Genomic DNA, 20,340 nt, shown 5'->3' with positions numbered 1-20,340 from the left:
CGCTGTGGGATTTTTTGGGTATCTCTCCAGTGTAACGACTTCCACGACAGTTACACATGCTTACTTGGTTGCCGAAATAATTGGTAATATCAAGACGTCTTGCTAAAATTTTCTCTTCAAAGACAGGTTTTGCACCCAAGACAGGCCAAGTTTATCCGATTGCGAACAAGCTTTTTTCTCTTTTTAAAACAAGTAGTTAGATGTCGCTTCGTTCAGGTGTATCTAGTTGTCCTTCAACCAAAGAAGGCTTGAAATCATCACCGGGTTGCATACCATGCTGAATCTTGACCATATGCACATTGGAAGTTCTATAGAACTACCTGAAATTGCAACCCATTTATCTAACAAATCTTCCAGATTTATCGTGAAGGGTATCTTTGCAGGAGGTATGGGTGTTTGTATTCGCCTATTCCATCCAGAAACAAATAAAGAGTTTGCTCTCAAAGGCATTCGACCCGAATTTATTAGTGAACAAGTAACCGTAGATCGATTTCTTGATGAATTGAAAGTGTGGGTTGCTGCATCGTCCTGCAATCTTATCGCTGAAGCGTTGGCTGTAGTTCGCCTCAATGGATCGCCTTATGTTTTGGCGACATGGATGCCCAATGGCGATTTGTCGCACTCGCTTCCACATTTAACAAAGACAAAAAAGATAGAAGCGTTATTGCGAATTATTCGTGGCCTGTCTTGGGTGAAAAATAATTTGGGTGTTATTCACCGTGACTTGAAACCATCGAATATTTTTCTTGATAAGGATGGCTTGGCATATGTTGCCGACTGGGGGTTGGCCCGCCCTATTGGGCACGCCTTGCACAGTGTTGGTAAAACAATGGCTAATATTGTTAATCGGCCAGATCGCACCCAGCAGGGAAGTTTTATTGGAACTGTAACTTATGCCGCACCTGAACAGATCATGGGATTAGCTGCGATTGACCATCGTACCGATATTTATGCCATCGGCTGCATGATGTTTGAATTCGAGACCGGTGCCCCTCCGTTTCTAGGAAAAACTGTCTTTGATATTGCTAACCAACATCTGCGGGAAAAGCCAAAAAAACTGGGCGGCTGGTTTAGCTCCACCGACTTGGGTTTAGAACACATCATTGCCCGTTGCTTGGAGAAAAATCCGAAAGATAGGTATCAAAGTTATGAACAACTTGAATCAGATTTGCTGCCCATTGCCAAAAAGCAAGGTGTTGCGCTACAGCGTTGTGAACAGGGAACACGATACAAACGGACGGTTCTTGGTCAAGGCGAGAAGCAGCAAATGGACATGCTCATGAATGACCCGAAGATAATTCGAGGTAAGAATGGATACATGGTCGCGGACATGAGTGACTTGCTGCCATTTTTGATAGAAGCAGATAGTCTGATAGCCTTGGAGCGCTACGCTGAAGCAGAGAAAATTTACCGTCCCCATGTGCTCCCTGAAATGCTCGAAAAATGGACAGGGTGGTGGGGATTGCCTCACGATGCAGCTGCGAACTATGGCCTCTGCCTTGACCGTCTAGGGCGCGCACTTGAAGCAGAAAAGATTTTTCTGGTGCTGGCAAAGAACGGATTAAAACCTGCTGTGTTCTATGTCAATTATTCGCTTACATTGAATATTCTTAAAAAAAGCCGACAAGCAACGGACTTATGCCGAGAAGGCCTTAAATATTTCCCCAATGACATAGATATTCAAGGAAATCTAACAATTGCACTGCTACAAGTAGGCGAGTATGAGCACGCCTTCGACTCTGCGCTCAAGCGGTTGAAAATTCGGCGCGATGTTCATTCGCTTGATGAGGCGGCTGATGTTTTGTTCGAATATGCTACGGCCATTCGATGCACCGATCTACCGCGTGCCATTGAACTTGCCAAAACGATGGGTGACTTGATCAAGGAAGGTCTTCATCTCAACCCGAACTATCACATTCTTCGTATGAAAGAGGTTCTTCTACGAAGCCTCATTCAAGATGCAGAAGCGGTCAATACGATTGCACCCGCCTTGTGGGGGTCTGAATTGGTTCCTCTTGACATTCGCAAGTATGCTCTTATACAAATGCTGGAACATTGGGCTGACAACGGTTGGGGGTCAGATGCAAAAGCCGATGCTGTTCTGCAATTTATCAAAACCCATCCCGGATGGCTTTCCGTTACTCCCAAGCTGAAAGAAATAGAGCTGCGGACGATTGCTCGATACCAAATGATGAGAGGAAAAGGCAAGGCTGGAGAAAGAGTTATATCTCCTGAAATTGGAGATTATTTCCTCAACAAAAAATCTTCTGGATCATTTCCTGATCCAATATTGGCAGCACAGTTAAAATACTGGCTTGGAGAAACAAAAGAGGCTTTAGAGATTCTTGCAACCTATCTCGCTGATGTGCCAGATGATTTCAACGGTATCAGGTTGATGGCTATGCTTCATGCCAGTAGCGGAAACTTTACCGAAGGGATGAAGTATGGGCAGTTGTTAGTAGAAATTGCTCCTTGGCGAGCCGAAAGTTACGACTGCTTGGCTTTCGTTGCTGGACAGGCAGGAGATGCAAATCTCGAAAAACAAGCCAAGATCAAGGGCGATAAAGTTTTTCCTGAAGAGGCACGACTATACGAGGAGGCAAAAGCTTATTTGAATCGGAAATAAAGGGGCAGGGGTTGAATATTTGGCTGACCAACGAGCCACGCAACTGGATAGCCAAAGAAATCATCGCAAGGTGCCAGCACGTATAAAAAACCCGGCCTGCGTGCCGGGTTTTTTATCGCTAGCCGATCCGCGACGATTATGGCTTGCTGGGCACCACGATAATCGCGCCACTGCTGCCGGCACTACCCGTGTTGCCACGCGCGCCGGTAGTGCCTCTGGCACCGGTGGCACCAGTATCACCCTGATAGCCGGTGGCACCTTGGCTGCCTGTGGCTCCGGGCATGCCTTCGGCACCAGCGCTGCCTGTATTGCCCGTGGCCCCGGTATAACCTGTATTGCCCGTATTGCCTTGGCTACCGGTTTCGCCCCGGGCACCGGTGTAACCGGTGTAACCTGTATTGCCGGTGTTGCCTTGGGCACCTTGTGGCCCCATCGGCCCGGTGCAGGCAGTCAAGCCGAGCAGGGCGGTGATGAACAGGGTAGAGACTAAATAATTCATGGCATTTCCTTGGGTATGACATGCAGCAAAAAAAAGCCGCATACGCGAAATGTCGTGCCAAACACCCAAGGTAGTCCGTTCGTTGTCGCACATAGGGTGGTAGGCCACCCCAGAAGTTGTGGCGCGCCAGTGGCTGGCATAACTGGGTACAGTGCAGGGCATGAAATTCATCCATGCCGCTGATATCCATCTGGACAGCCCGTTGCGCGGCTTGTCTGCCTATCCTGAGGCCCCCGCCGAGCGCCTGCGCAACGCTACGCGCGATGCGTTTGTGCGGCTGGTCAGCCGTGCCATTGATGAGGCGGTGGACTTTATGGTCATCGCCGGTGATTTGTACGATGGCGACTGGCACGACTTTAATACCGGGCTGTTTTTCGTGCGCCAGATGGGGAGGCTGCGCCAAGCGGGTATTGGCGTCTATCTGCTCTATGGCAACCACGATGCCGAGAATGAAATCACCAAGCGGCTGGAGCTGCCCGACAACGTGCGGGTTTTTTCTAGCGGCAAAGCGCAGACTTTTCGTATTGACGCACTGCGCGTGGCGCTGCATGGGCGCAGTTTTAAGCACGCGGCCACTACCGACAATTTAGCGGCCAGCTACCCGCTGCCGGTGCCCGGTTGGTTCAATATCGGCGTGTTGCACACGGCTTTAGAGGGCGCTGCCGCCCACGCCAGCTACGCCCCCTGTTCAGTGGCTGAATTGGATGCCAAAGGCTACCAATATTGGGCGCTGGGCCATGTGCATACGCAGTGGATTCGCCGGGGCGAGCCGACGATGGCTTTTCCGGGCAATTTGCAAGGCCGCCATATCCGCGAGACCGGCCCACACGGGGCCTTGCTTATCACTGTAGAAGAAGGCCATTTGCACCATATTGAGCCGCTGTGGGTGGATGTGCTGCGCTGGGCCGAGCTGGCCGTGGATGTGAGCGGCCAAAGTGATTGGACGGGGGCTGTGCGTGCGGTGGGCCAATCTTTACAAGATTTATTGAGCCAGCAAGAGGCCGAGCATCCGTTGGCGGTGCGGGTGCGTTTGCACGGTACCAGCCCAGTGCATACGGCCTTGCTGGCGCAACAAGCACAACTGCGCCAGGAAGTGCTGGCCCAAGCAGTCATGGTGGATGCAGATCGGCTGTGGATTGAAAAAGTGCAGATTGCCACCCAAGCCCCGCAAGAATCACCCACACTGGATGCTGACGGCCCGGCTGCCTTAGCCACTTTACAAGGTTTGGCTTTAGGGGCTTTGGACGATGCGGATTTTCTAGCCGAACTGCGCCGCGATTTAAGGCCCTTGCTAGCTGGATTGCCCGCCGAAGTGCTGGCCGCCAACCCCGAACTCCAAGCCCTGCACCAGGATGATGCAGTCTACCCAACCCTGCTCACTGATACCCTGCCCTTGTTGTTGGCACGGGTGCAGCAGGCGGGCGCTTAATGAGGAGCAGCGGCCATGAGAATCCGCCAGTTACAGTTAATCCGCTACGGCAAATTTACCGACCATGTGTTGGAGCTGCCCCGCGCAGAGCAGGACATCCACCTGATTGTTGGCCCCAACGAGGCCGGAAAATCTACCACCCGTGCTGCCTTGGGCGATTGGCTGTTTGGCATTGGTGTGCGTACCCCCATGGCTTTTTTGCACCCCATGCCCGATTTACGCCTAGGCGGCGTGCTGGAGAGGGATAGCCAGCAACTGGCCTTTCAGCGCAAAAAGGCCCATAAAGATACCCTGCGCACCCCCGACGACAGCCCCCTGCCCGATAGCATTTTGCGTCCTTGGCTGGGCGATATGCAGCGGCCCTCATTTGAGCAGATGTTCTCGTTAGACCACGCCGCCTTGCGCGCAGGTGCGGCAGGGATTTTGTCCGCCAAAGATGACGTGGGGCGCATGTTGTTTCAGTCGGCTTCGGGCTTAGAGCAGTTGGGGCGGGTGCTGCAAGGCTTAGAAGCGGAGGCCGAGAGTCTCTGGGGGCCACGCCGGGCAGGCCACCGCCTGTATACCCAAGCCCAAGACGATCTCAAACTGGCCCAGCAGGAGCTTAAAGCCAGCCAAACCAGTGCTAAAGGCTGGAAAACGCAACGTGATGCACTGGCACAGATTGAGCAGCAACTGGCCGATCTGCGCCAGCAGCGCGACCAAGCCCGCCACCAACGTGACCGGCTGGAGCGGGTGCGCCGCGTCGTGCCGTGGTTGCAGCGCCACGATGCTGCTGTACAGGCCCTGCAAGAATTGGGCGCGGTACCAGCGTTTCCAGAGCAGGCGGCAGAACAACTTGCAGACACCGACCGCGAGCTGGCGCTGGCCGAGGCCGAAGCACGGCGCTGCCAAACGGCCATCGAAGAGGCGCACCGGGCTTTACAGACTTTGCCGCCCGATGCCCCCTGTCTGGCGCTGGCCGCAGAAATCATCGAGTTGGATGAGCGCCGGATGCAGTACCGCGCCCATCGCCCCGATATGGAAAAACGCGAGGCCGAGGTACAAACCCACTGGCAGGCGGTACAAGCCAGCGCTAAAGCCCTAGGCTGGGATGCCAGCAGCGTGCAGACCGTGCGTGAGCGCCTGCCCTATGCAGCGTTGCGCGCCGCCTTGGCCGAGCTGCTACAGGCCCACGGGGTACTGTGGCAAAACCTGCAATTTGCCCAAACGCAGGTACACGCCCGGCAACAAGAATGCGCCCACCTTGACGCCGAGCAACAGCACTTGGCCAGCAGCATCGACCATACGGCCTTGGGCGTGGCCCTAGCACATGCCCAGCAACTGGGTGACCATGAGGGCCAGCGGCAAGCCTTGCAGCAACAACTCATCGAATGCCAAAGTGCCTTGGCGGTCGAGTTGCAGGCCCTAGGGGTTGATGCTTTACACCTGCCTCTATTGCAGGCCATGCTCGTGCCTGATGCCACCGAGGTGCAGGCACTGTTGCAAGCGCAGCGGGCCGATCAGGCGGCGCTAGAGGCCGCACAAAACCAGCACCAGCAGCAACAGACCGAACTGGCGCGCCTGCAATTGGTATTGAAGCAATCAGTAGAAGTGCTGCAGCCCGTGACGCGCCAGCAGGTGCTGCAAGCCCGTCAGGCCCGTGATGACTATTGGCAGCAGTGCGCAGGAGGTGGAGCCCATGCCAGCGCAGCGTGGCCCACACAAGCCTTGCAATACCAACAACTGGTGGCACAGGCCGATAGCTTGGCCGATGACCGGCTAGAGCGCCTAGAACAAGAAGCGCAATATCTGGCCCAAACCCAGCGCCTTGAACTGTTGCACCTAGAGCTAACGCAACAAGCCCAGCGCGGCCAGCAATTGGCCCAGCGCCTACAAGAGCGCCAACGGCAATGGCAAACATTGGTGCAAGCGTGCCATTTGCCGGCAGATTTACCCCTGTTAGCGGCACCAGACTGGCTGGAGCGGCACGCCCAAGCACTAACCTTACATCAACAGTTAGGCCGCTTGCAGCGCCAATACGACGATGGCATCCAAACATGCCAACAAGCCCATGCCGCCCTAGTTGCCTTGCTGGGGCTGGCAGATGGTGCTTTGCCAGAAGGGGCTGTTCCGTCCCACCCTAGCTTGGCCGAGTGTATGGCTTTGGCCCGCCAGCGCTTAGATGAGGCCGAACGCCAGCGCGGCCAGCGCGACACCCTGCGCCAGCAGGCCAGCGCCGCCCGCCGGGCCTTACAAAACCTACAAGCCGAACGGGATGATGCGCAACGGCACTGGCAACAGTGGCAACAACAATGGCAGCCTGCATTGCGCCAAGCCGGTTACAGCAGCGATACCGAACCAGCCACCCTGCGCACCGCCCTAGAGGCTATGGAGCGCATCAGCAGCGGGCTAGAGCGTATGGACACCATCCGCACCGAGCGCATTGAGGCCATGCGTGCCGATTTGGATGCGCTAGCGGCGGCAGTACACCCCCTGTGCCAGCGTCTTGCACCTGAACTGCTGGGCACGGTGGCCGAAGATCAGGTAGGGGCGCTGCGCCAGCGCCTGAGCGCTGCCCAAGAAGTGCAGGCCCAGCGCCAGCGTGGGCAGCAGGCCCTAGCGCAGGCCCGCACTGGCTTGCAACAGGCGCAGCAGCGCCAGACGCAACTCCAAGCCGGTTTGGCGGGGCTCTATGCTCTGCTAGGGCCACAGGCCGACAGTCACAGCGCAGCAGCAAGGCACCATGCCTTGGCCCGTGCCGTGGCGCAAGCCGCACAGGCCCGCCAATACCGGCAAGAGTTGGCCCAAGCCCAAGCCCGTCTGCATGAGCAAGGCGATGGCTTGCCCGTGGAGTCTTTGCGCGCCGAGGTACAAGCCTTGCCGCTGGCCGACATCCCCGCTGCGCTGCAAGCGCTGGACGCCCAAGAGCAGCAATGGCAGGCCCACACCGAAGAACTCAGCGCCGCCGCCCAGCAAGCGCGCACGGCACTGGCCGTGTTTGATGGTACCCACCGGGCCGCCGATGCCGAGGCGCGGCGTCAAGACGCCATCGCCCGCATGACGGAGGCGGCACAACGCTACGTGCAGGTGCACACGGCAGCGCGTTGGCTGCATTGGACGGTGGCGCGTTTTCGGGAGACCCAGCAAGGCCCGATGCTGGCGCTGGCCAGCCAGATTTTTTCTCAATTAACGCTGGGGGCGTTTGACCGGCTGGTGGTGGATGCCGAGGGCGATAAACCACGCCTGTACGGCCACCGCGCGCACGGGGCCTTGGTGGGGGTAGAGGGCCTGAGTGAAGGGGCGCGTGACCAGCTCTATCTGGCCTTGCGTTTGGCAGCACTGGAGATGCAGGTACAGCCCGGTTGTGCCATGCCCTTTGTGGCCGACGATCTATTTATCAACTTTGATGACCAACGCACCAGCGCTGGCCTGCAAGCTTTGGGGCAATTGGCGCGCAAAACCCAAGTGATTTTTTTAACCCACCATGAGCATCTGGTGCCACTGGCACAACAGGCCCTAGGGGCCGGGTTGAATGTGTTGCCATTGCCGCCTTGATGCTTTTGAAAATGCCTATGTCTTTGCGATCTGCTTTGCCTGCTCTCTTCGCTGCCTTGTTGTTTGGTGCCAGCACCCCCTTGGCCAAGCTGTTGGGGGCCGATATGCCGCCGTTTCTTTTGGCCGGGGTGTTGTATTTGGGCAGTGGGTTGGGCCTGGCCGTGTTGTTGTGCATACGGTACTGGATGCCGTCATCTACTAAAAACCCCCCTGCTCTGTGGACTATTCCTGCCCCAGAGTGGCCTTGGTTGCTGGCGGCGATTGGTTTTGGCGGGGTGCTGGGGCCGGTGCTGTTGCTGGTTGGGTTGCGCTCCACTGAGGCCGCCTCGGCCTCTTTACTGCTCAATGTGGAGGGCGTGTTCACGGCATGGATTGCCTGGGTGGTGTTCAAAGAAAATGCTGACCGGCATATTGTGTGGGGCATGGTGGCGATTGTGGCCGGAGGCGTGCTGCTGTCGTGGCAGCCCGCTCAGGTGAGCCTCTCCAGTGGGGCTTTGTTCATTATGGCGGCCTGTTTATGTTGGGCGCTGGACAATAACTTGACCCGCAAGGTTTCTGCCAACGACGGTATGCTGGTGGCCTGCCTCAAGGGCTTGGTGGCTGGCACACTCAATACCAGTTTGGGCCTGTTGTCTGGTGACACGTTGCCTGCCAACGGGGTGTTAGGCGCTGCCGTGTTGTTGGGCTTTGCCAGCTATGGCTTGAGCTTGACCTTGTTTGTCGTCTCCTTGCGTCTGTTGGGTAGCAGCAGAACCGGGGCTTATTTTTCAGTTGCGCCTTTGTTTGGCGTCATCCTCTCGATGCTCCTCTGGCCTGGACAACTGCCGCCGATGTTCTGGCCCGCTGCAGCCCTGATGGCGTTGGGAGTCTGGCTGCATTTGCACGAGCGGCATATTCACCTCCATACGCATACCCCGATGGAGCATACCCACCACCATCGCCATGATGAGCACCATCAGCATGTTCATGATTTTGTTTGGGATGTAAACAAGCCCCATGCACATACCCATCGGCATGGGTTACTGACCCATTTTCACCACCATTACCCTGATATTCACCACCGGCATAGTCATGTGGAGGATTAATGGGTACAGCTACGAGCGGCGGGCAACAAAAAAGCCCCGGATTTTTACAAATCAGGGGCCATTGTTTGGTGCCGGAGAGATGAATCGAACACCCGACCTTCTCATTACGAATGATGGGATACAATGATTCCGGAGTGTTGATTGTTGTTGGTTTGTTCCATAAAAATCAATATATTAGATGTTTTTCTCCACTGGCGAAGTCTGCCAAGTGTTGATGAATATTCGCCAAAATAGCCAAAAAGTGGCTACACAGTGGCTACACGGGTTCTGGTGTAGCCAACACCACCGAAGGAACCCGCATGGCCCGCCCCAAAAAAGCCGACACGCCAGACACTACCCAAGCCATCGAACTGACAGCAGGTGCCATCGACCGATTGACGTGTCGCACGGACGTGAAGGCGCAAGCGTTCCTCAGAGATACCAAGGCCCCCGGTTTGCGTGTGCGCGTAACCAACACGGGCGCGAAGTCCTATGTGTTTGAACGCAAGCTCCAGCGCCAGACCATCCGCCGCACCATCGGGGACGTTCGCACATGGTCTATTGAGGAAGCACGCGCCGAAGCGCGTCGCCTAGCCGTGGTGTTGGACAATGGGCAAGACCCCAGAGAGATAGAGCGACAGCAACAGGCAGACCGCGAAGCCGCCAAAGCTGCCAAGCAAGCCCAAGTTCTGACCGTGGGTGAACTGTGGCCCTTGTACCTAGAGCAGGGCAGGCCCAAGCGCAAAGACAACTGGAAGCCCGGCTACCGTGCCGACCTAGAGGCGATGGCCAGCCCCGGTGGAATAGAAAAAAAGCGCGGTCAAGGGGTGACAAGACCCGGCCCGCTGCACCCGCTCATGGCGCTGGCGCTGGCAAACGTCAACGAGGACACGCTCAAAATCTGGTTTGACCGTGAAGCCGTGGCAGGCAGACACCAAGCCACCCGCGCATTGATGATGTTCCGAGGCTTCCTTCGCTGGTGCTGTACCCGGCCTGAGTACCGCAACCTCACCGACCGTGAAGCTGCCAAAGCCGCCGCCATCGTAGAGAACCTGCCCAGCACCAAGCGCCGCACCGATGCCTTAGAGGCGGCACAGGTGCCCGGCTGGTGGCTGGGTGTTGAGCAGCTTGGCAACCGTACTGCCAGTGCTTACCTTCGTGCCCTGCTATTGACGGGTGCCCGCCGTGAAGAAATGGCCGCGCTCAAATGGCAGGATGTGGATTTTCAGTGGCGCAAACTGACCATTGCCGACAAAGTAGAGAGCACCAGAACGATACCGCTATCGCCCTATCTGGCGCAGTTACTGCACGGTTTGCCCAGAGTGGGGCCGTATGTCTTTGCCAGCACGGGCAAGGCCGGACGCATTACCGACACCCGCGCCAGCCATGCCAAAGCCTTGCAAAGTGCTGGCATTGAACACCTTACCTTACATGGGTTGCGCCGCAGCTTTTCGCTACTGGGAGAGGCGGCAGGTGCACCAGCGGGGGCCATTGCCCAAGTGATGGGACACAAACCCAGCGCCACCGCCGAAGGCTACAGGCCGCGTAGTGTGGATGCGCTGCGCCCGTTCTTAGAACAGATAGAGGCCCATATCCTGCACTTGGCTGGGGTGCAGTTGGACAGCACCATCGAACCGGGCAAGCTGCGTGCTGTGGTGTAGTACCCAGTGGCCCTAGTGATATACAAAAACAAATATACTTTTACCCATGAAACCAATTGAGTTTAGGGGCACTGCCTTGGACGACTTGCGCGGTTTTCCGCCTAGTGCCATGCGAGAGGCCGGGTATCAGTTAGACCGCGTGCAGCATGGATTGCCGCCCGATGACTTCAAGCCCATGCCCAGTATTGGGCAGGGCGTAACGGAGCTTCGGATATGGGATGAGGCTGGGACATTCCGTGTGGTGTACCTAGCCAAGCTGGCCGATGCCGTCTATGTGCTGCACTGCTTCCAGAAAAAGACTCAGCAGACCGCCAAACGCGATATTGACTTGGCCCAAAAACGGCTCAAAGACTTAATGAAGGAAATTGCACCATGACCACAGCACAGCGATTTACCAGCATTTGGGATGCCATTGAGGACACGCCCCAGCAAGCGGCCAGTATGCGTGCCCGCTCCAGCCTGATGATGAGTCTGACCGAGGCCATCCGCCAGCAAGGTATGACACAAGCCCAAGCCGCCGCCCTGTTTGGCGTTACCCAGCCGCGCATTTCTGACCTGATGCGCGGCAAGGTAAATTTATTCTCGCTGGATGCCCTGATGGATATGGCCGCTACCGCAGGCATGGCCCCGACCATTCAGGTATCCAAGCCCAAGGCGGCACCCACCCGCCGCCCTGCACGCAAGACACCAGCCCACGCCTGACCAGTTACGCCACCAGCTAGGAAGGGCTGCAATCCGACCGAACCGCCAGACCTCCCGCTGGCTTGCTGGTGGCACCTATTGCGGGTTGCAGCATTCGGGAGGATGCACATGGGCTACGAGAACGACCGCGCCGGATACTGGCGCAATTGCGATTTATGGAGCTTCAGCGAAGTTCAATGTCTGCTGAATGGCGAATGGCCCGACGAGTGCGACCACCCGCCTTCATCATTGAATGTATGTCTTCTTGAATTGAAAACCAAAGTCACCCATGAGTTAGGGGATGGCACGTTTTTGGTTGAAGATAAAAATGAAGCGCATGTGATTCGCTCAGTTCCGGAAGATGTTGGCTTGCCTCGAATGATTGAGGATGCAATTACAGCGGGAAAACTGACGCCGATTGCACACTACACCGCACCTAGGTATAAGCATCATCTTGAACCTAGATTCAGGCCAGATGAAGTAATTGCATGGGCTATTTCCCGTGGTTGCTTTCCTGATTTTCCATTCAATAATGCCACTTTATCGACACCAGCGCCCAACGAATTAGCGCAATTGCTGGCGCTGGCGGCCCCTGCTGGCGTAGCAGATGAGTCCATGCTCCCAGCGTCAGCGCAAAAACGATGGACACCTCAAGCCCGTGCAGAATTGGCGGCCTATCGACAGGAGCATGGCACCAAGAAAGCCGCCTTGCATTTTGGGGTAACAGAGCAACGTATCCGACAACTATTGCCCAGCAAAGAGCCACGGCCCAAGGGTTACAGCGCGTTTAATCAACGGACAAAGTAGGTGCAACCCCCTTGCGCAACCCCTTGCGCTTTGGGCAAATCAACGCTTAAAAATCAATAGGCTGCACACGCAATAAGGCTTGCGCCTTGACCGCAAGGGAGCTTGCGCCAGAATAATTCACAACCATCTACAACGAACCAAAGGGTTTTTAGATGGCAATGAAGACAATCCAACCGCTGGCGCAAGAAACACGCACAGCACTTCCGACACCCGAAGCCGCCCAGCACCTCAACCGTTCACCCCAGACCCTACGCATTTGGGCCTGCAAAGAGAATGGGCCGCTGCGTCCTATCCGCGTGCATGGCCGTTTGCAGTGGAAGACGGCAGACCTACGCGCCTTACTGGGGGTGTAAAGATGCCCATAAAGCAAAACGCCCTCAATCACCCAAAGGCAAAAGAGAGCGCCGCCGACAAGACGCATTTTGCCAGCACTGCACCGTACGTCAAGTTGCTGGCGCTGGCCTGCACCACTGGTGTGAGCTGTGGCAAAATCAATCTCGGTGCTGAACACACCAAAGTTGAACAAATCGCAAACAGCGTCCAAGGCCCCCACGATAGCGGGGCTTTGCCATGCCCATATTTCCAGCGCTCCGGTTTTTGCCGGATTGCTATGGTTTCGGGCTGGGTGTCCCGTGTCCGCAAGGTACGGGGGGTGACTGTTTGCGCCTGTTCAACCACCCAGCCCACCCGGTACAGCTTGAACACTGCACCGAGTGGTTTTCAACAGTTCAAACAGGAACTTGAAACCATGACCGCATTGATGGGCCGCACTGCGCCCACGTCCAAGGCCGCCCCGACCATCCCCACCACCACCGAAGCCCAAGCCCACGCCCTGCTAGAGGCCACCACCAGCGCCAGCTTGGCAGCGTTCTATCTGCGCAAAGGGAACGTGGCCGCCGCCCGCCGCAAAGCTGTGCAACTGCTCAAAAGCCTGCAAGTTTTGGAGGTGCCCGGCCATGCGTGAACAGCAACAATCGTTCGATCTACAGGCTGACATTTTTGGCGATATGCCAGTGCTGGCACCTTCGGTAGAAGCATTGCCCGAAGTGCCCACACTGACAGCACCAGCCATAGAGGCCGCCCCGGTGGCAGTGGTGCCCACCATTACAGAACGCCCTGAGTCTGCATTCCTGAGTGCCATCATGGCCGCTGGCCTAACCCCGCCTGAGTCCATAGAACCCGATGGCACCATGCACCGTTTCAGCTCCAACGGCAAGCGCGGCGATAAATCGGGCTGGTATGTCTTGCACTTGGATGGCGTGCCCGCTGGCGTCTTTGGATGCTGGCGTGAGGGCCTGTCCCAGACGTGGAGCAGCAAGCCAGACAACGCCCTGACCGAAGCCGAAAAGCAGGCGATGCGCCAGCGTGTGAAGGCCGCCCAAGCCGCACGCGATGCCGCACAGGCACAAGCCCGGCAACAGGCCCAAGCCACAGCACAGGCCCGCTGGGATGTTGCAAAACCCGCCTCGACCGATCACCCCTACCTAGTAGCCAAAGGCGTGCAACCCCACGGCTTGCGCGTAGAAGGTAATCTGTTGCTGGTGCCCATGCGCGATACAGCAGGGACGCTGCACAGCTTGCAAACAATTGGGACTGACCTCGACAGCAAGAGCAACAAACGCTTCCTGACCGATGGCAAAAAGAAGGGATGCTTCTACACCCTAGGCCAGCCCGGCCCGGTGCTGGTGATCTGTGAGGGCTTCGCCACGGGGGCATCTATCCATGAGGCTACCGGCTTGCCCGTGGTGGTGGCCTTTGACGCTGGCAACCTATTGCCCGTGGCCCAAGCACTGCGCACCAAGCACCTAGATACCAAGCTGATCTTGGCCGCAGACAACGACATCAAGCCCGATGAACCTAATACCGGCTTGACCAAGGCTACCGAAGCCGCCCAAGCCGTGGCTGGCGTGCTGGCGCTGGCTGTCAGTAGCCAAGACCCAAGCCGCAAGATGGATTTCAACGACCTGCACCAACAGGAAGGCCCGGATGCAGTGGCCCGCCTGATAGATGCCGCTGCGCCCGTGGAATCGGCGTCACCAGAACTGCCAGCCTATGCGACCGACTTCGCGCCATTGGAAAATAGCGACAGCCAAGATACTGATAGCAAAGATAGCTTGTCTTCCCAGTTGGTGGCCTTTGTATTGGAGCGCACCGAACTGTTCCACGATGAAAACAGGGATAGCTTTGCGCTGGTGCATAGCGCCCAAGAAACCTACCGTCTGACCGGTGGCAAGTTCAAAAGCTGGCTGATGGCCGAGTTCTACAAAGCCTCTGGCAAGGCCGCACGGGATCAATCCGTGCGTGAGGCCCTGCAAGTGTTGGATGGGCTGGCGCAGCACGACGGCGAACAAAAGGCGGTGCATATCCGTGCGGCTTCCCATGAGGGCGCTATCTATGTGGATTTAGCCCAGCCCGGTAGCAGCATGGCTGCCAAAATCGAGGCGGGACGCTGGGAGCTGGTGCAAGCGCCGCCGGTGCGTTTTTTGCGCCCGGACACCATGCGCCCATTGCCCACGCCTACCGTGGGGGAGGTAAGCCAGCTTTGGAACTTTGTGAACGTGCCAGAGGATGCGCGTCTGTTGGTGCTGGCGTGGTTGTTGGAATGCTTGCGCCCCGACAGCGTTTTTCCGGTGCTGGAATTGGTAGGGGAGGCCGGTAGCGCCAAAAGCACTACACAGCGCTATCTGCGGATGCTGATTGACCCCAACGCCAGCAACCTACGAAGCCCGCCCAAGTCGGTAGAGGATGTATTTGTCAGTGCTGGCATGAACTGGGTAGTCTCATTCGAAAACGTGAGCCACCTCGCTGCACCCATGCAGGATGCACTGTGCGTGCTGGCTACAGGCGGGGGCTACGCCAAACGCAAGCACTACACCGACGCGGATGAAAGCGTTATCAACGTCACCCGGCCCGTGGTGATTAACGGCATCTCGGCCAGCATTACTGCCCATGACCTGATCGACCGCAGTATCTGCATCGAGCCGCAACGCTTACACCAGCGCCGTGAGGATGGCGACATTCAGCGCGAATTTGAGGCCACTTATCCGTCCTTGGTGGCAGGGCTTTTTTTACTTATGGCCCAGACCCTCAAGGAGCTTCCCAGCACCCGGCTACCCGATGGCGAAAACATTCGTATGGCGGGTTTTGCCCGGCTTGGTGTAGCAATGGAGCGCGCCCTAGGTGCCCCGGCTGGCGAGTTTCTGCGCCAGTTCCACGCATCACGGCAGGAAAGCATTGCCCGCACCATTGATTCCAGCCCGGTGGCGACCGCATTGCTGGAATGGTTCGAGAGCCGGTTTAACGCCAGCGCGGAAATGTCTGCCAAGGTGCTACTGACTGAAGTGGAAAAGTTCAAGCCCCTAGGCGCCGACGCATGGCCTAAAAGTGCCAAAGGCTTTGGCGATGCACTGCGCCGCGCCGCACCATCACTGCGCTATATCGGCGTGGAAGTGAAGTCCTTGGGCAAGGTAGGCGGCACCGTGAAATGGAGCGTGAAGGATTGCGACAGCGGGGGAAAGTTGACGACCCCAAGTCCTGAATGTCCTGCAAGTCCTGCAAGTCCTGCAACCAGCCCCAAAACCCCGGTTTTTGCTGAAAATTTAGGCAAAAATGCCACCACGGCAGGACATGAGCAGGACATTAGGACATTCAGGACATTGGTAGATCAACTATCCCCCAATGCCCAAGGCGGTGACGATGAAGTTATCGAGGTGGCATTTTGATGGCCGCCCTTGCCTACCATCTGGGCCATAAGATAAAAAAAGGTGATGCCCTGACCGCGTCCCAAGTGCTGGCAAAGGCGCAAGCCTTGGGCGTGAAACTGGCCTTGTCTGGTGGCGAATTGCACGCCGTTGGGTGCCGTGCTGGCATTGCTCAATTGGCGCAAGACATCAGGGCGTGTAAACCTCAATTGGTGCAACTGCTGTCAAAACCGGCAACCGCCCCAGATTGGACGCCGCCCGCACCATTGCCTGACCCCGGCATGGCTCGATTGCTGGCACTGGCGATGGCTTTGTGTGATCGAACGGGGGCCAGTGAAAAGACCCGGCAAGACTGGCGCGCCGATATTGAGCAGGCCGCGCCAGAAAATCGGGGCCACTTGCTGGCACTGCTGCAAGGTTTGATGCCCAAGGCCATGCCGCCCGCCGTGGTGGCAGCCCCAAGCCCACCAGCACCTGCACCCACATGGCGCGATGCCGACCACGCCGATCAATCTCACTATTGGGCCTGCAAGCAATGCCGCACGGGTGCCAAGTGCCCCAAAGGCCAGCGCCTGAGTGACGCCTATATCGAGGCCGCAAGCCGTGAGCGCTTCATTGCTGCCAAGACTGACCCGGCCAAGCCCTTGCCCAAGTTCCATGTTGCCCAGCCGTGGAATGAGGTAGACAAGACATATCAAGCCCACCATTGGAGCTGTGACGCCTGCAAAGCCTACGCCCGAAGCAATGGGCACAGCCAGCGCTGCACCGAAGGCCAGCAACTGCATTCCGCCTACGAACAGGCAGCGGCAAAAGGAGCCACACCATGACGGACACATTGCAACCGGGGGTTGCAAGCGCCCCCACCCGGTCATCCATCTCTGACCACTTGCGCGCCCAAGTGCTGGCACTGCGCCGCACGCAATCGGCCAAGGCGGTATCTCAAGCCCTTGGAATCCCCCTAGGCACCGTCAAGGCCATCAGTAGCCGATCAGGTATCACACGGGACAATGCCAAGCTGCGCGAGTTCTTCAAGCTGCCTGACCCAGCAGCAAGCCACTGCATAGCACTGCAACCCCCGGTTGCACCGCCCCAGCCCGTAGCCGTCACGGGTGATGACGACTTGGATGCGGTGCTGTGGCTGCGCCAAGTGGTGCAGACTGGGGACGCAGCCCTGATAGCCAAAGCCATGCAGGCCGCCCAGCGCATAAAGACGCTAGAGAAGGACTTGGAGAAGCGATATGGCGACTACCTGATGCGCGTGTCCAACGGCGACACCATGCGTGCAGTGTTTGGCAGCATTGGTTTTGCCAACATCAAAGGCTTGGCCGAGCGCACGTTGGACAAACAGGCCCACCAGCGTGAGGCACTGGCCCGCTTTGGCAGTGTCGATGCGGTATTTGCCACCTTGCCCCAAGAGCAGTTTTGCCTAGATGCACTGGCGCTGGTGCCCAAGCAAGAGAAAAGCATTTGGCAGTTCGACATCGCCCTGACCAATGCCGCCTTTGCCGCTCAGGCAGATATGGCACCGCACACTTTGAGTGACTGTCTCTATGAGCTGGCCTTCTGGGATGGTCTCTACCGCCTACGCGATGGCTGGGGTACCGGTTGCGGCGATGGCCCCGCCGAAGTCAACGCCAGAGAGGATTACCTGTTCTGCTGCATGGGCCAGCTCAGACCCAAGAGCAGGCAGGAAGCCAAGTCGATACTGCGCTATCTGGCCGACCACGAGCGCATGGACAGGACAGGCGTTGACGCCATCTTGGATAACTTGATTGGATAGGCGCAACCCCCGGTTGCAATACTCACCACCCAGCCCCGGCCATGCGTCGGGGTTTGTTTTTTCAGATCTTCATGTATATACAAATAGCGTAAGATGAACCGGAATCAACATCCAAAGCACATGCAGAACCTTCGTATCTCGGAAGCGGTCTTGGAAAAGCTCAAGGCCAAACATAACGTCATGCGCCGCGAAGTGGAGCAGTGCTTTGAAAACAAGTGTGGCCTGCTACTGATGGACGATAGAGAAGAACACCGCACCGACCCGCCTACCCTGTGGTTCGTGGCCCCGACCAATGCCGGAAGGTTGCTCAAGATCATCTTCATCTTCCGCGATGGCTTAGTGCATTTGCGCTCAGCCTACGATGCAAGTGCAGAAATTCAACGGCTATACGAAACCCAAGCCCGCTAAACAGGAAGTAAATATGAAGCAAACCACGCCAAAAATTGAAAGCACAGATCAAGCATGGGAATCGGGCACCTTGGGGGCCAGCCCAGCCCATACCAAACCAGCGCCCGCCGATATGGAAGCTGCCATTGATGCCAGTCTGGGGCTACAAGCCATTTCCATCCGGCTACCCAAACAGTTGATTGATGGCTACAAGCTGATTGGCGCTCACCACGGTGTCGGGTATCAACCGCTGATGCGTGACATCCTGCAACGCGCATTGCCCGAACTGATGCGTGAAGTGCTACAACACCACGAGGCTAAGGCCGTAGAGGTTGAGCACCAGCTTGAAGAGTGGAAAAAAGTTGCGTAGGCCCACGATGCCATCCTGATGAAGAACCCGGCCATTGCGCCGGGTTTTGCTTTTGGCGATGGCGCTGTGGGTATCCAAGGGCAAGGTATCCAGAGCGGTATCCACAGAATTGAGCGTTTGCAGGATGGTTACCAAAGCACTGGTTACCAGCAGCGGTTACCAGCCAAAGCCAAGTTTCCAAGGCCGGTGTTTCCAAGCAGGTTTCCAAGAAAATACGCATTTTGGAACTGGTGCGCAAGGATTGCGGTACGCAGACCGGTGCGCAGCGAAAGCGCTATTTCTGGGAGTGGGTGCCGACTGCAAATGTGGGGTTGAAGTTGGTACGCAAGACCCGGTACGCAGCATGGTACGCACGGAAAGCGCACTTTCTGGGTGCGTACTTGTCTGGTTAGTGTGGTGCAGGTTAGTGCCGTGGTTAGCGCGGTGTGGGTGGTAAAAAGGTAGCGGTGACAGGACGCGAAAGGCCTGTTGCTTAACACCGTGCTTAACGCGATTTGGGGGTGTTAAGCACCGGCATGGCCCCACGCCACTCAGGTTAACGCCGTGGTTAACGCGATTTTGGGGCGTTAACCAGCCTACGTTAACCAGCACTAGCCACTGGGTGGGTCAGTTGAACTTGCCAAGGTATCGCGAAAAAACCCAGCCGTGGATCTCGGTGCCGCTCTCCCGATTAGTCCATGCGATCAAAGAAAAATCGCCCTCCTTCTTCAGTAGCTTCACCGTTCTGCCGAAGGGCAGATGGCCGACCTCTGGCGATCTAGCTCTTGGGTTCTGTCTAACAACAAGCGTCTTCGCTGAAACGTAACGGTACTCTTCCAGCAGCACCACTGATGGGACGGCGACGCGAGCGCTTTCCTGTATTTCCTTTTTTGCTGCCTGTGGGCTGCCCCCTAACACTGAAGGCGCGTGGTAGCCCATGACTGTTTGAATAGCGCCTCCCAATAGCGTTAGCATCAGCCAGACGAAAATTTGATACAGCCTTTTCTGCACAGTCGGATTTTTCTCCGCTTGAATAGTGCTAACAATGTATTCAAGGGCATCCCGCATGGACGCCTGTTGAGCGGCTATCAGCGTCGTGGATTCTGCAACCTGCCTAGCTTCCTGCTCGTCTTCCTCGCTGAACTCGAATCGTCCAAGGTTCATATCACTGAGCGCTGGCCACAAGCGATCCAGCGATTTCTGAACATCCTCGATTGTCCTGAGTGTGGAGGCTGACCCTAGAAGCTGCTCATACTGAGTGGTAAAGCGTCCAGCGAGCTCCATCTTTGTCGCTTGCAGGATTGGGTTTTCTATCAGCCCAGCCGCTCGTAGAACAGCGTCGTTACCCAGACTAAAACTGGATAAAACGCTTTTAGGGAACAGCTTTTCCATCATGCGCTCGCCCTGTGCTGCGAGGATTGATTCTTCAATGCGCTTGTGAGTCATTGAACCCTCAAGCATTTCTTGAGCTTTCTGATACGAAGCGACTTGACCTGCTAGGTCTTTGGATAGGTATTCCGGTGAATGCCTCTGCATTAGGCGTTGCATGGCCTCAATTTGACGGAATGGATCCAACTGACGTTCAATTTTCTCTTGAAGTTGCTGGAGCTCGGTCTTCTTGAGCATATCTGCGAAGGTGAAGTGAGTGATGTTCATTGGAAGATTCCGCACAGAGGTGATTTTGAAGCTCTGGGGTGATGGTGCTTGACAAAGGCTTCTGGTGTCTATCCAGCGCTTACTACGAAAGTTTCGTCTTATACCGCTGCATTGCAAGGGTTCGATGTGCCCGATGGTTGCCCAGCTAGCTTGTGCCCGCTGGCGA

17 protein-coding genes are annotated in these 20,340 nt (G+C 56.6%); 15 read left to right on the top strand and 2 right to left on the bottom strand.

The features are described from left to right. The first annotated feature begins 226 nt into the window (after window positions 1–226). A complete protein-coding gene (locus tag BMX55_RS02350) occupies window positions 227–2,626 on the top strand; it encodes a serine/threonine-protein kinase (RefSeq protein ID WP_091452131.1) in 2,400 nt (799 codons plus the stop codon). Window positions 2,627–2,762: 136 nt separating this feature from the next. Here the strand turns inward: BMX55_RS02350 and BMX55_RS02345 are convergent, their stop codons facing one another. Further along, on the bottom strand, window positions 2,763–3,125 hold the full coding sequence (locus tag BMX55_RS02345; protein WP_091453130.1) for a collagen-like domain-containing protein: 363 nt from the start codon (window positions 3,123–3,125) through the stop codon (window positions 2,763–2,765). Between the two features lie 160 nt (window positions 3,126–3,285). On the opposite strand from BMX55_RS02345, the gene BMX55_RS02340 reads away from it, so the two are divergent. The 14 genes from BMX55_RS02340 (at window position 3,286) to BMX55_RS02280 (ending at window position 18,539) form a co-directional block, all read left to right on the top strand. After that, a complete protein-coding gene (locus BMX55_RS02340) occupies window positions 3,286–4,554 on the top strand; it encodes a metallophosphoesterase family protein (RefSeq protein WP_091452128.1) in 1,269 nt (422 codons plus the stop codon). Window positions 4,555–4,569: 15 nt separating this feature from the next. After that, window positions 4,570–8,088 (top strand): ATP-binding protein, encoded by a 3,519-nt coding sequence (locus BMX55_RS02335; protein WP_091452125.1) that lies wholly within the window; start codon window positions 4,570–4,572, stop codon window positions 8,086–8,088. Between the two features lie 17 nt (window positions 8,089–8,105). Beyond that, on the top strand, window positions 8,106–9,173 hold the full coding sequence (locus tag BMX55_RS02330; protein WP_091453127.1) for a DMT family transporter: 1,068 nt from the start codon (window positions 8,106–8,108) through the stop codon (window positions 9,171–9,173). A 299-nt stretch (window positions 9,174–9,472) separates the two neighbouring features. After that, the gene (locus BMX55_RS02325) at window positions 9,473–10,813 is read left to right on the top strand and encodes a tyrosine-type recombinase/integrase (protein ID WP_091452122.1); all 1,341 of its coding nucleotides are present in this window, start codon (window positions 9,473–9,475) and stop codon (window positions 10,811–10,813) included. A 46-nt stretch (window positions 10,814–10,859) separates the two neighbouring features. Further along, window positions 10,860–11,189, top strand: coding sequence for a type II toxin-antitoxin system RelE/ParE family toxin (locus BMX55_RS02320; protein ID WP_091452119.1), 330 nt, complete (start codon window positions 10,860–10,862; stop codon window positions 11,187–11,189). After that, window positions 11,186–11,515: a helix-turn-helix domain-containing protein gene (locus BMX55_RS02315; protein WP_091452116.1), complete on the top strand. Its 330-nt coding sequence runs from the start codon at window positions 11,186–11,188 to the stop codon at window positions 11,513–11,515. Before BMX55_RS02320 ends, BMX55_RS02315 begins: the two co-directional genes overlap by 4 nt. A 108-nt stretch (window positions 11,516–11,623) precedes the next feature. Then, a complete protein-coding gene (locus tag BMX55_RS16065) occupies window positions 11,624–12,301 on the top strand; it encodes a cupin domain-containing protein (RefSeq protein ID WP_143059564.1) in 678 nt (225 codons plus the stop codon). 152 nt (window positions 12,302–12,453) lie between these two features. Further along, the gene (locus BMX55_RS02310; RefSeq protein WP_425432036.1) at window positions 12,454–12,654 is read left to right on the top strand and encodes a MerR family transcriptional regulator; all 201 of its coding nucleotides are present in this window, start codon (window positions 12,454–12,456) and stop codon (window positions 12,652–12,654) included. A 395-nt stretch (window positions 12,655–13,049) separates the two neighbouring features. Beyond that, window positions 13,050–13,265 carry a hypothetical protein gene (locus tag BMX55_RS16060; protein WP_143059563.1) on the top strand — a complete coding sequence of 72 codons (216 nt, stop codon included), beginning with the start codon at window positions 13,050–13,052 and terminating at the stop codon, window positions 13,263–13,265. After that, window positions 13,258–16,023: a toprim domain-containing protein gene (locus BMX55_RS02300; protein WP_245751212.1), complete on the top strand. Its 2,766-nt coding sequence runs from the start codon at window positions 13,258–13,260 to the stop codon at window positions 16,021–16,023. Before BMX55_RS16060 ends, BMX55_RS02300 begins: the two co-directional genes overlap by 8 nt. Further along, window positions 16,023–16,829 (top strand): hypothetical protein, encoded by an 807-nt coding sequence (locus BMX55_RS02295; protein ID WP_091452108.1) that lies wholly within the window; start codon window positions 16,023–16,025, stop codon window positions 16,827–16,829. Before BMX55_RS02300 ends, BMX55_RS02295 begins: the two co-directional genes overlap by 1 nt. Further along, a complete protein-coding gene (locus BMX55_RS02290; protein WP_143059562.1) occupies window positions 16,826–17,782 on the top strand; it encodes a hypothetical protein in 957 nt (318 codons plus the stop codon). Before BMX55_RS02295 ends, BMX55_RS02290 begins: the two co-directional genes overlap by 4 nt. A gap of 120 nt (window positions 17,783–17,902) precedes the next feature. Then, on the top strand, window positions 17,903–18,190 hold the full coding sequence (locus BMX55_RS02285) for a BrnT family toxin (protein WP_091453122.1): 288 nt from the start codon (window positions 17,903–17,905) through the stop codon (window positions 18,188–18,190). Window positions 18,191–18,203: 13 nt separating this feature from the next. Then, window positions 18,204–18,539, top strand: a complete 336-nt coding sequence (locus BMX55_RS02280) for a hypothetical protein (protein WP_091452101.1) — start codon at window positions 18,204–18,206, stop codon at window positions 18,537–18,539. A 606-nt stretch (window positions 18,540–19,145) separates the two neighbouring features. Here BMX55_RS02280 and BMX55_RS02275 read toward each other — a convergent pair. Then, window positions 19,146–20,174 carry an SH3 domain-containing protein gene (locus BMX55_RS02275; protein WP_091452097.1) on the bottom strand — a complete coding sequence of 343 codons (1,029 nt, stop codon included), beginning with the start codon at window positions 20,172–20,174 and terminating at the stop codon, window positions 19,146–19,148. Window positions 20,175–20,340 lie beyond the last annotated feature (166 nt).

The sequence above is a fragment of the Giesbergeria anulus genome, assembly GCF_900111115.1.
Classification (GTDB): Bacteria; Pseudomonadota; Gammaproteobacteria; order Burkholderiales; family Burkholderiaceae_C; genus Simplicispira; species Simplicispira anulus.
The sequence above is the reverse complement of the archived record's forward strand: the minus strand, read 5'-3'. Positions and strand labels throughout refer to the sequence as shown.

Coding starts and splice junctions, on each gene's coding strand:
- BMX55_RS02340 (WP_091452128.1), top strand. CDS start 3,286: ATGAAATTCATCCATGCCGCTGATATCCATCTGGACAGCCCGTTGCGC.
- BMX55_RS16065 (WP_143059564.1), top strand. CDS start 11,624: ATGGGCTACGAGAACGACCGCGCCGGATACTGGCGCAATTGCGATTTA.
- BMX55_RS02310 (WP_425432036.1), top strand. CDS start 12,454: ATGGCAATGAAGACAATCCAACCGCTGGCGCAAGAAACACGCACAGCA.
- BMX55_RS02275 (WP_091452097.1), bottom strand. CDS start 20,174: ATGAACATCACTCACTTCACCTTCGCAGATATGCTCAAGAAGACCGAG.
- BMX55_RS02290 (WP_143059562.1), top strand. CDS start 16,826: ATGACGGACACATTGCAACCGGGGGTTGCAAGCGCCCCCACCCGGTCA.
- BMX55_RS02325 (WP_091452122.1), top strand. CDS start 9,473: ATGGCCCGCCCCAAAAAAGCCGACACGCCAGACACTACCCAAGCCATC.
- BMX55_RS02320 (WP_091452119.1), top strand. CDS start 10,860: ATGAAACCAATTGAGTTTAGGGGCACTGCCTTGGACGACTTGCGCGGT.
- BMX55_RS02300 (WP_245751212.1), top strand. CDS start 13,258: ATGCGTGAACAGCAACAATCGTTCGATCTACAGGCTGACATTTTTGGC.
- BMX55_RS02345 (WP_091453130.1), bottom strand. CDS start 3,125: ATGAATTATTTAGTCTCTACCCTGTTCATCACCGCCCTGCTCGGCTTG.
- BMX55_RS16060 (WP_143059563.1), top strand. CDS start 13,050: ATGACCGCATTGATGGGCCGCACTGCGCCCACGTCCAAGGCCGCCCCG.
- BMX55_RS02285 (WP_091453122.1), top strand. CDS start 17,903: ATGCAGAACCTTCGTATCTCGGAAGCGGTCTTGGAAAAGCTCAAGGCC.
- BMX55_RS02295 (WP_091452108.1), top strand. CDS start 16,023: ATGGCCGCCCTTGCCTACCATCTGGGCCATAAGATAAAAAAAGGTGAT.
- BMX55_RS02315 (WP_091452116.1), top strand. CDS start 11,186: ATGACCACAGCACAGCGATTTACCAGCATTTGGGATGCCATTGAGGAC.
- BMX55_RS02330 (WP_091453127.1), top strand. CDS start 8,106: ATGTCTTTGCGATCTGCTTTGCCTGCTCTCTTCGCTGCCTTGTTGTTT.
- BMX55_RS02335 (WP_091452125.1), top strand. CDS start 4,570: ATGAGAATCCGCCAGTTACAGTTAATCCGCTACGGCAAATTTACCGAC.
- BMX55_RS02280 (WP_091452101.1), top strand. CDS start 18,204: ATGAAGCAAACCACGCCAAAAATTGAAAGCACAGATCAAGCATGGGAA.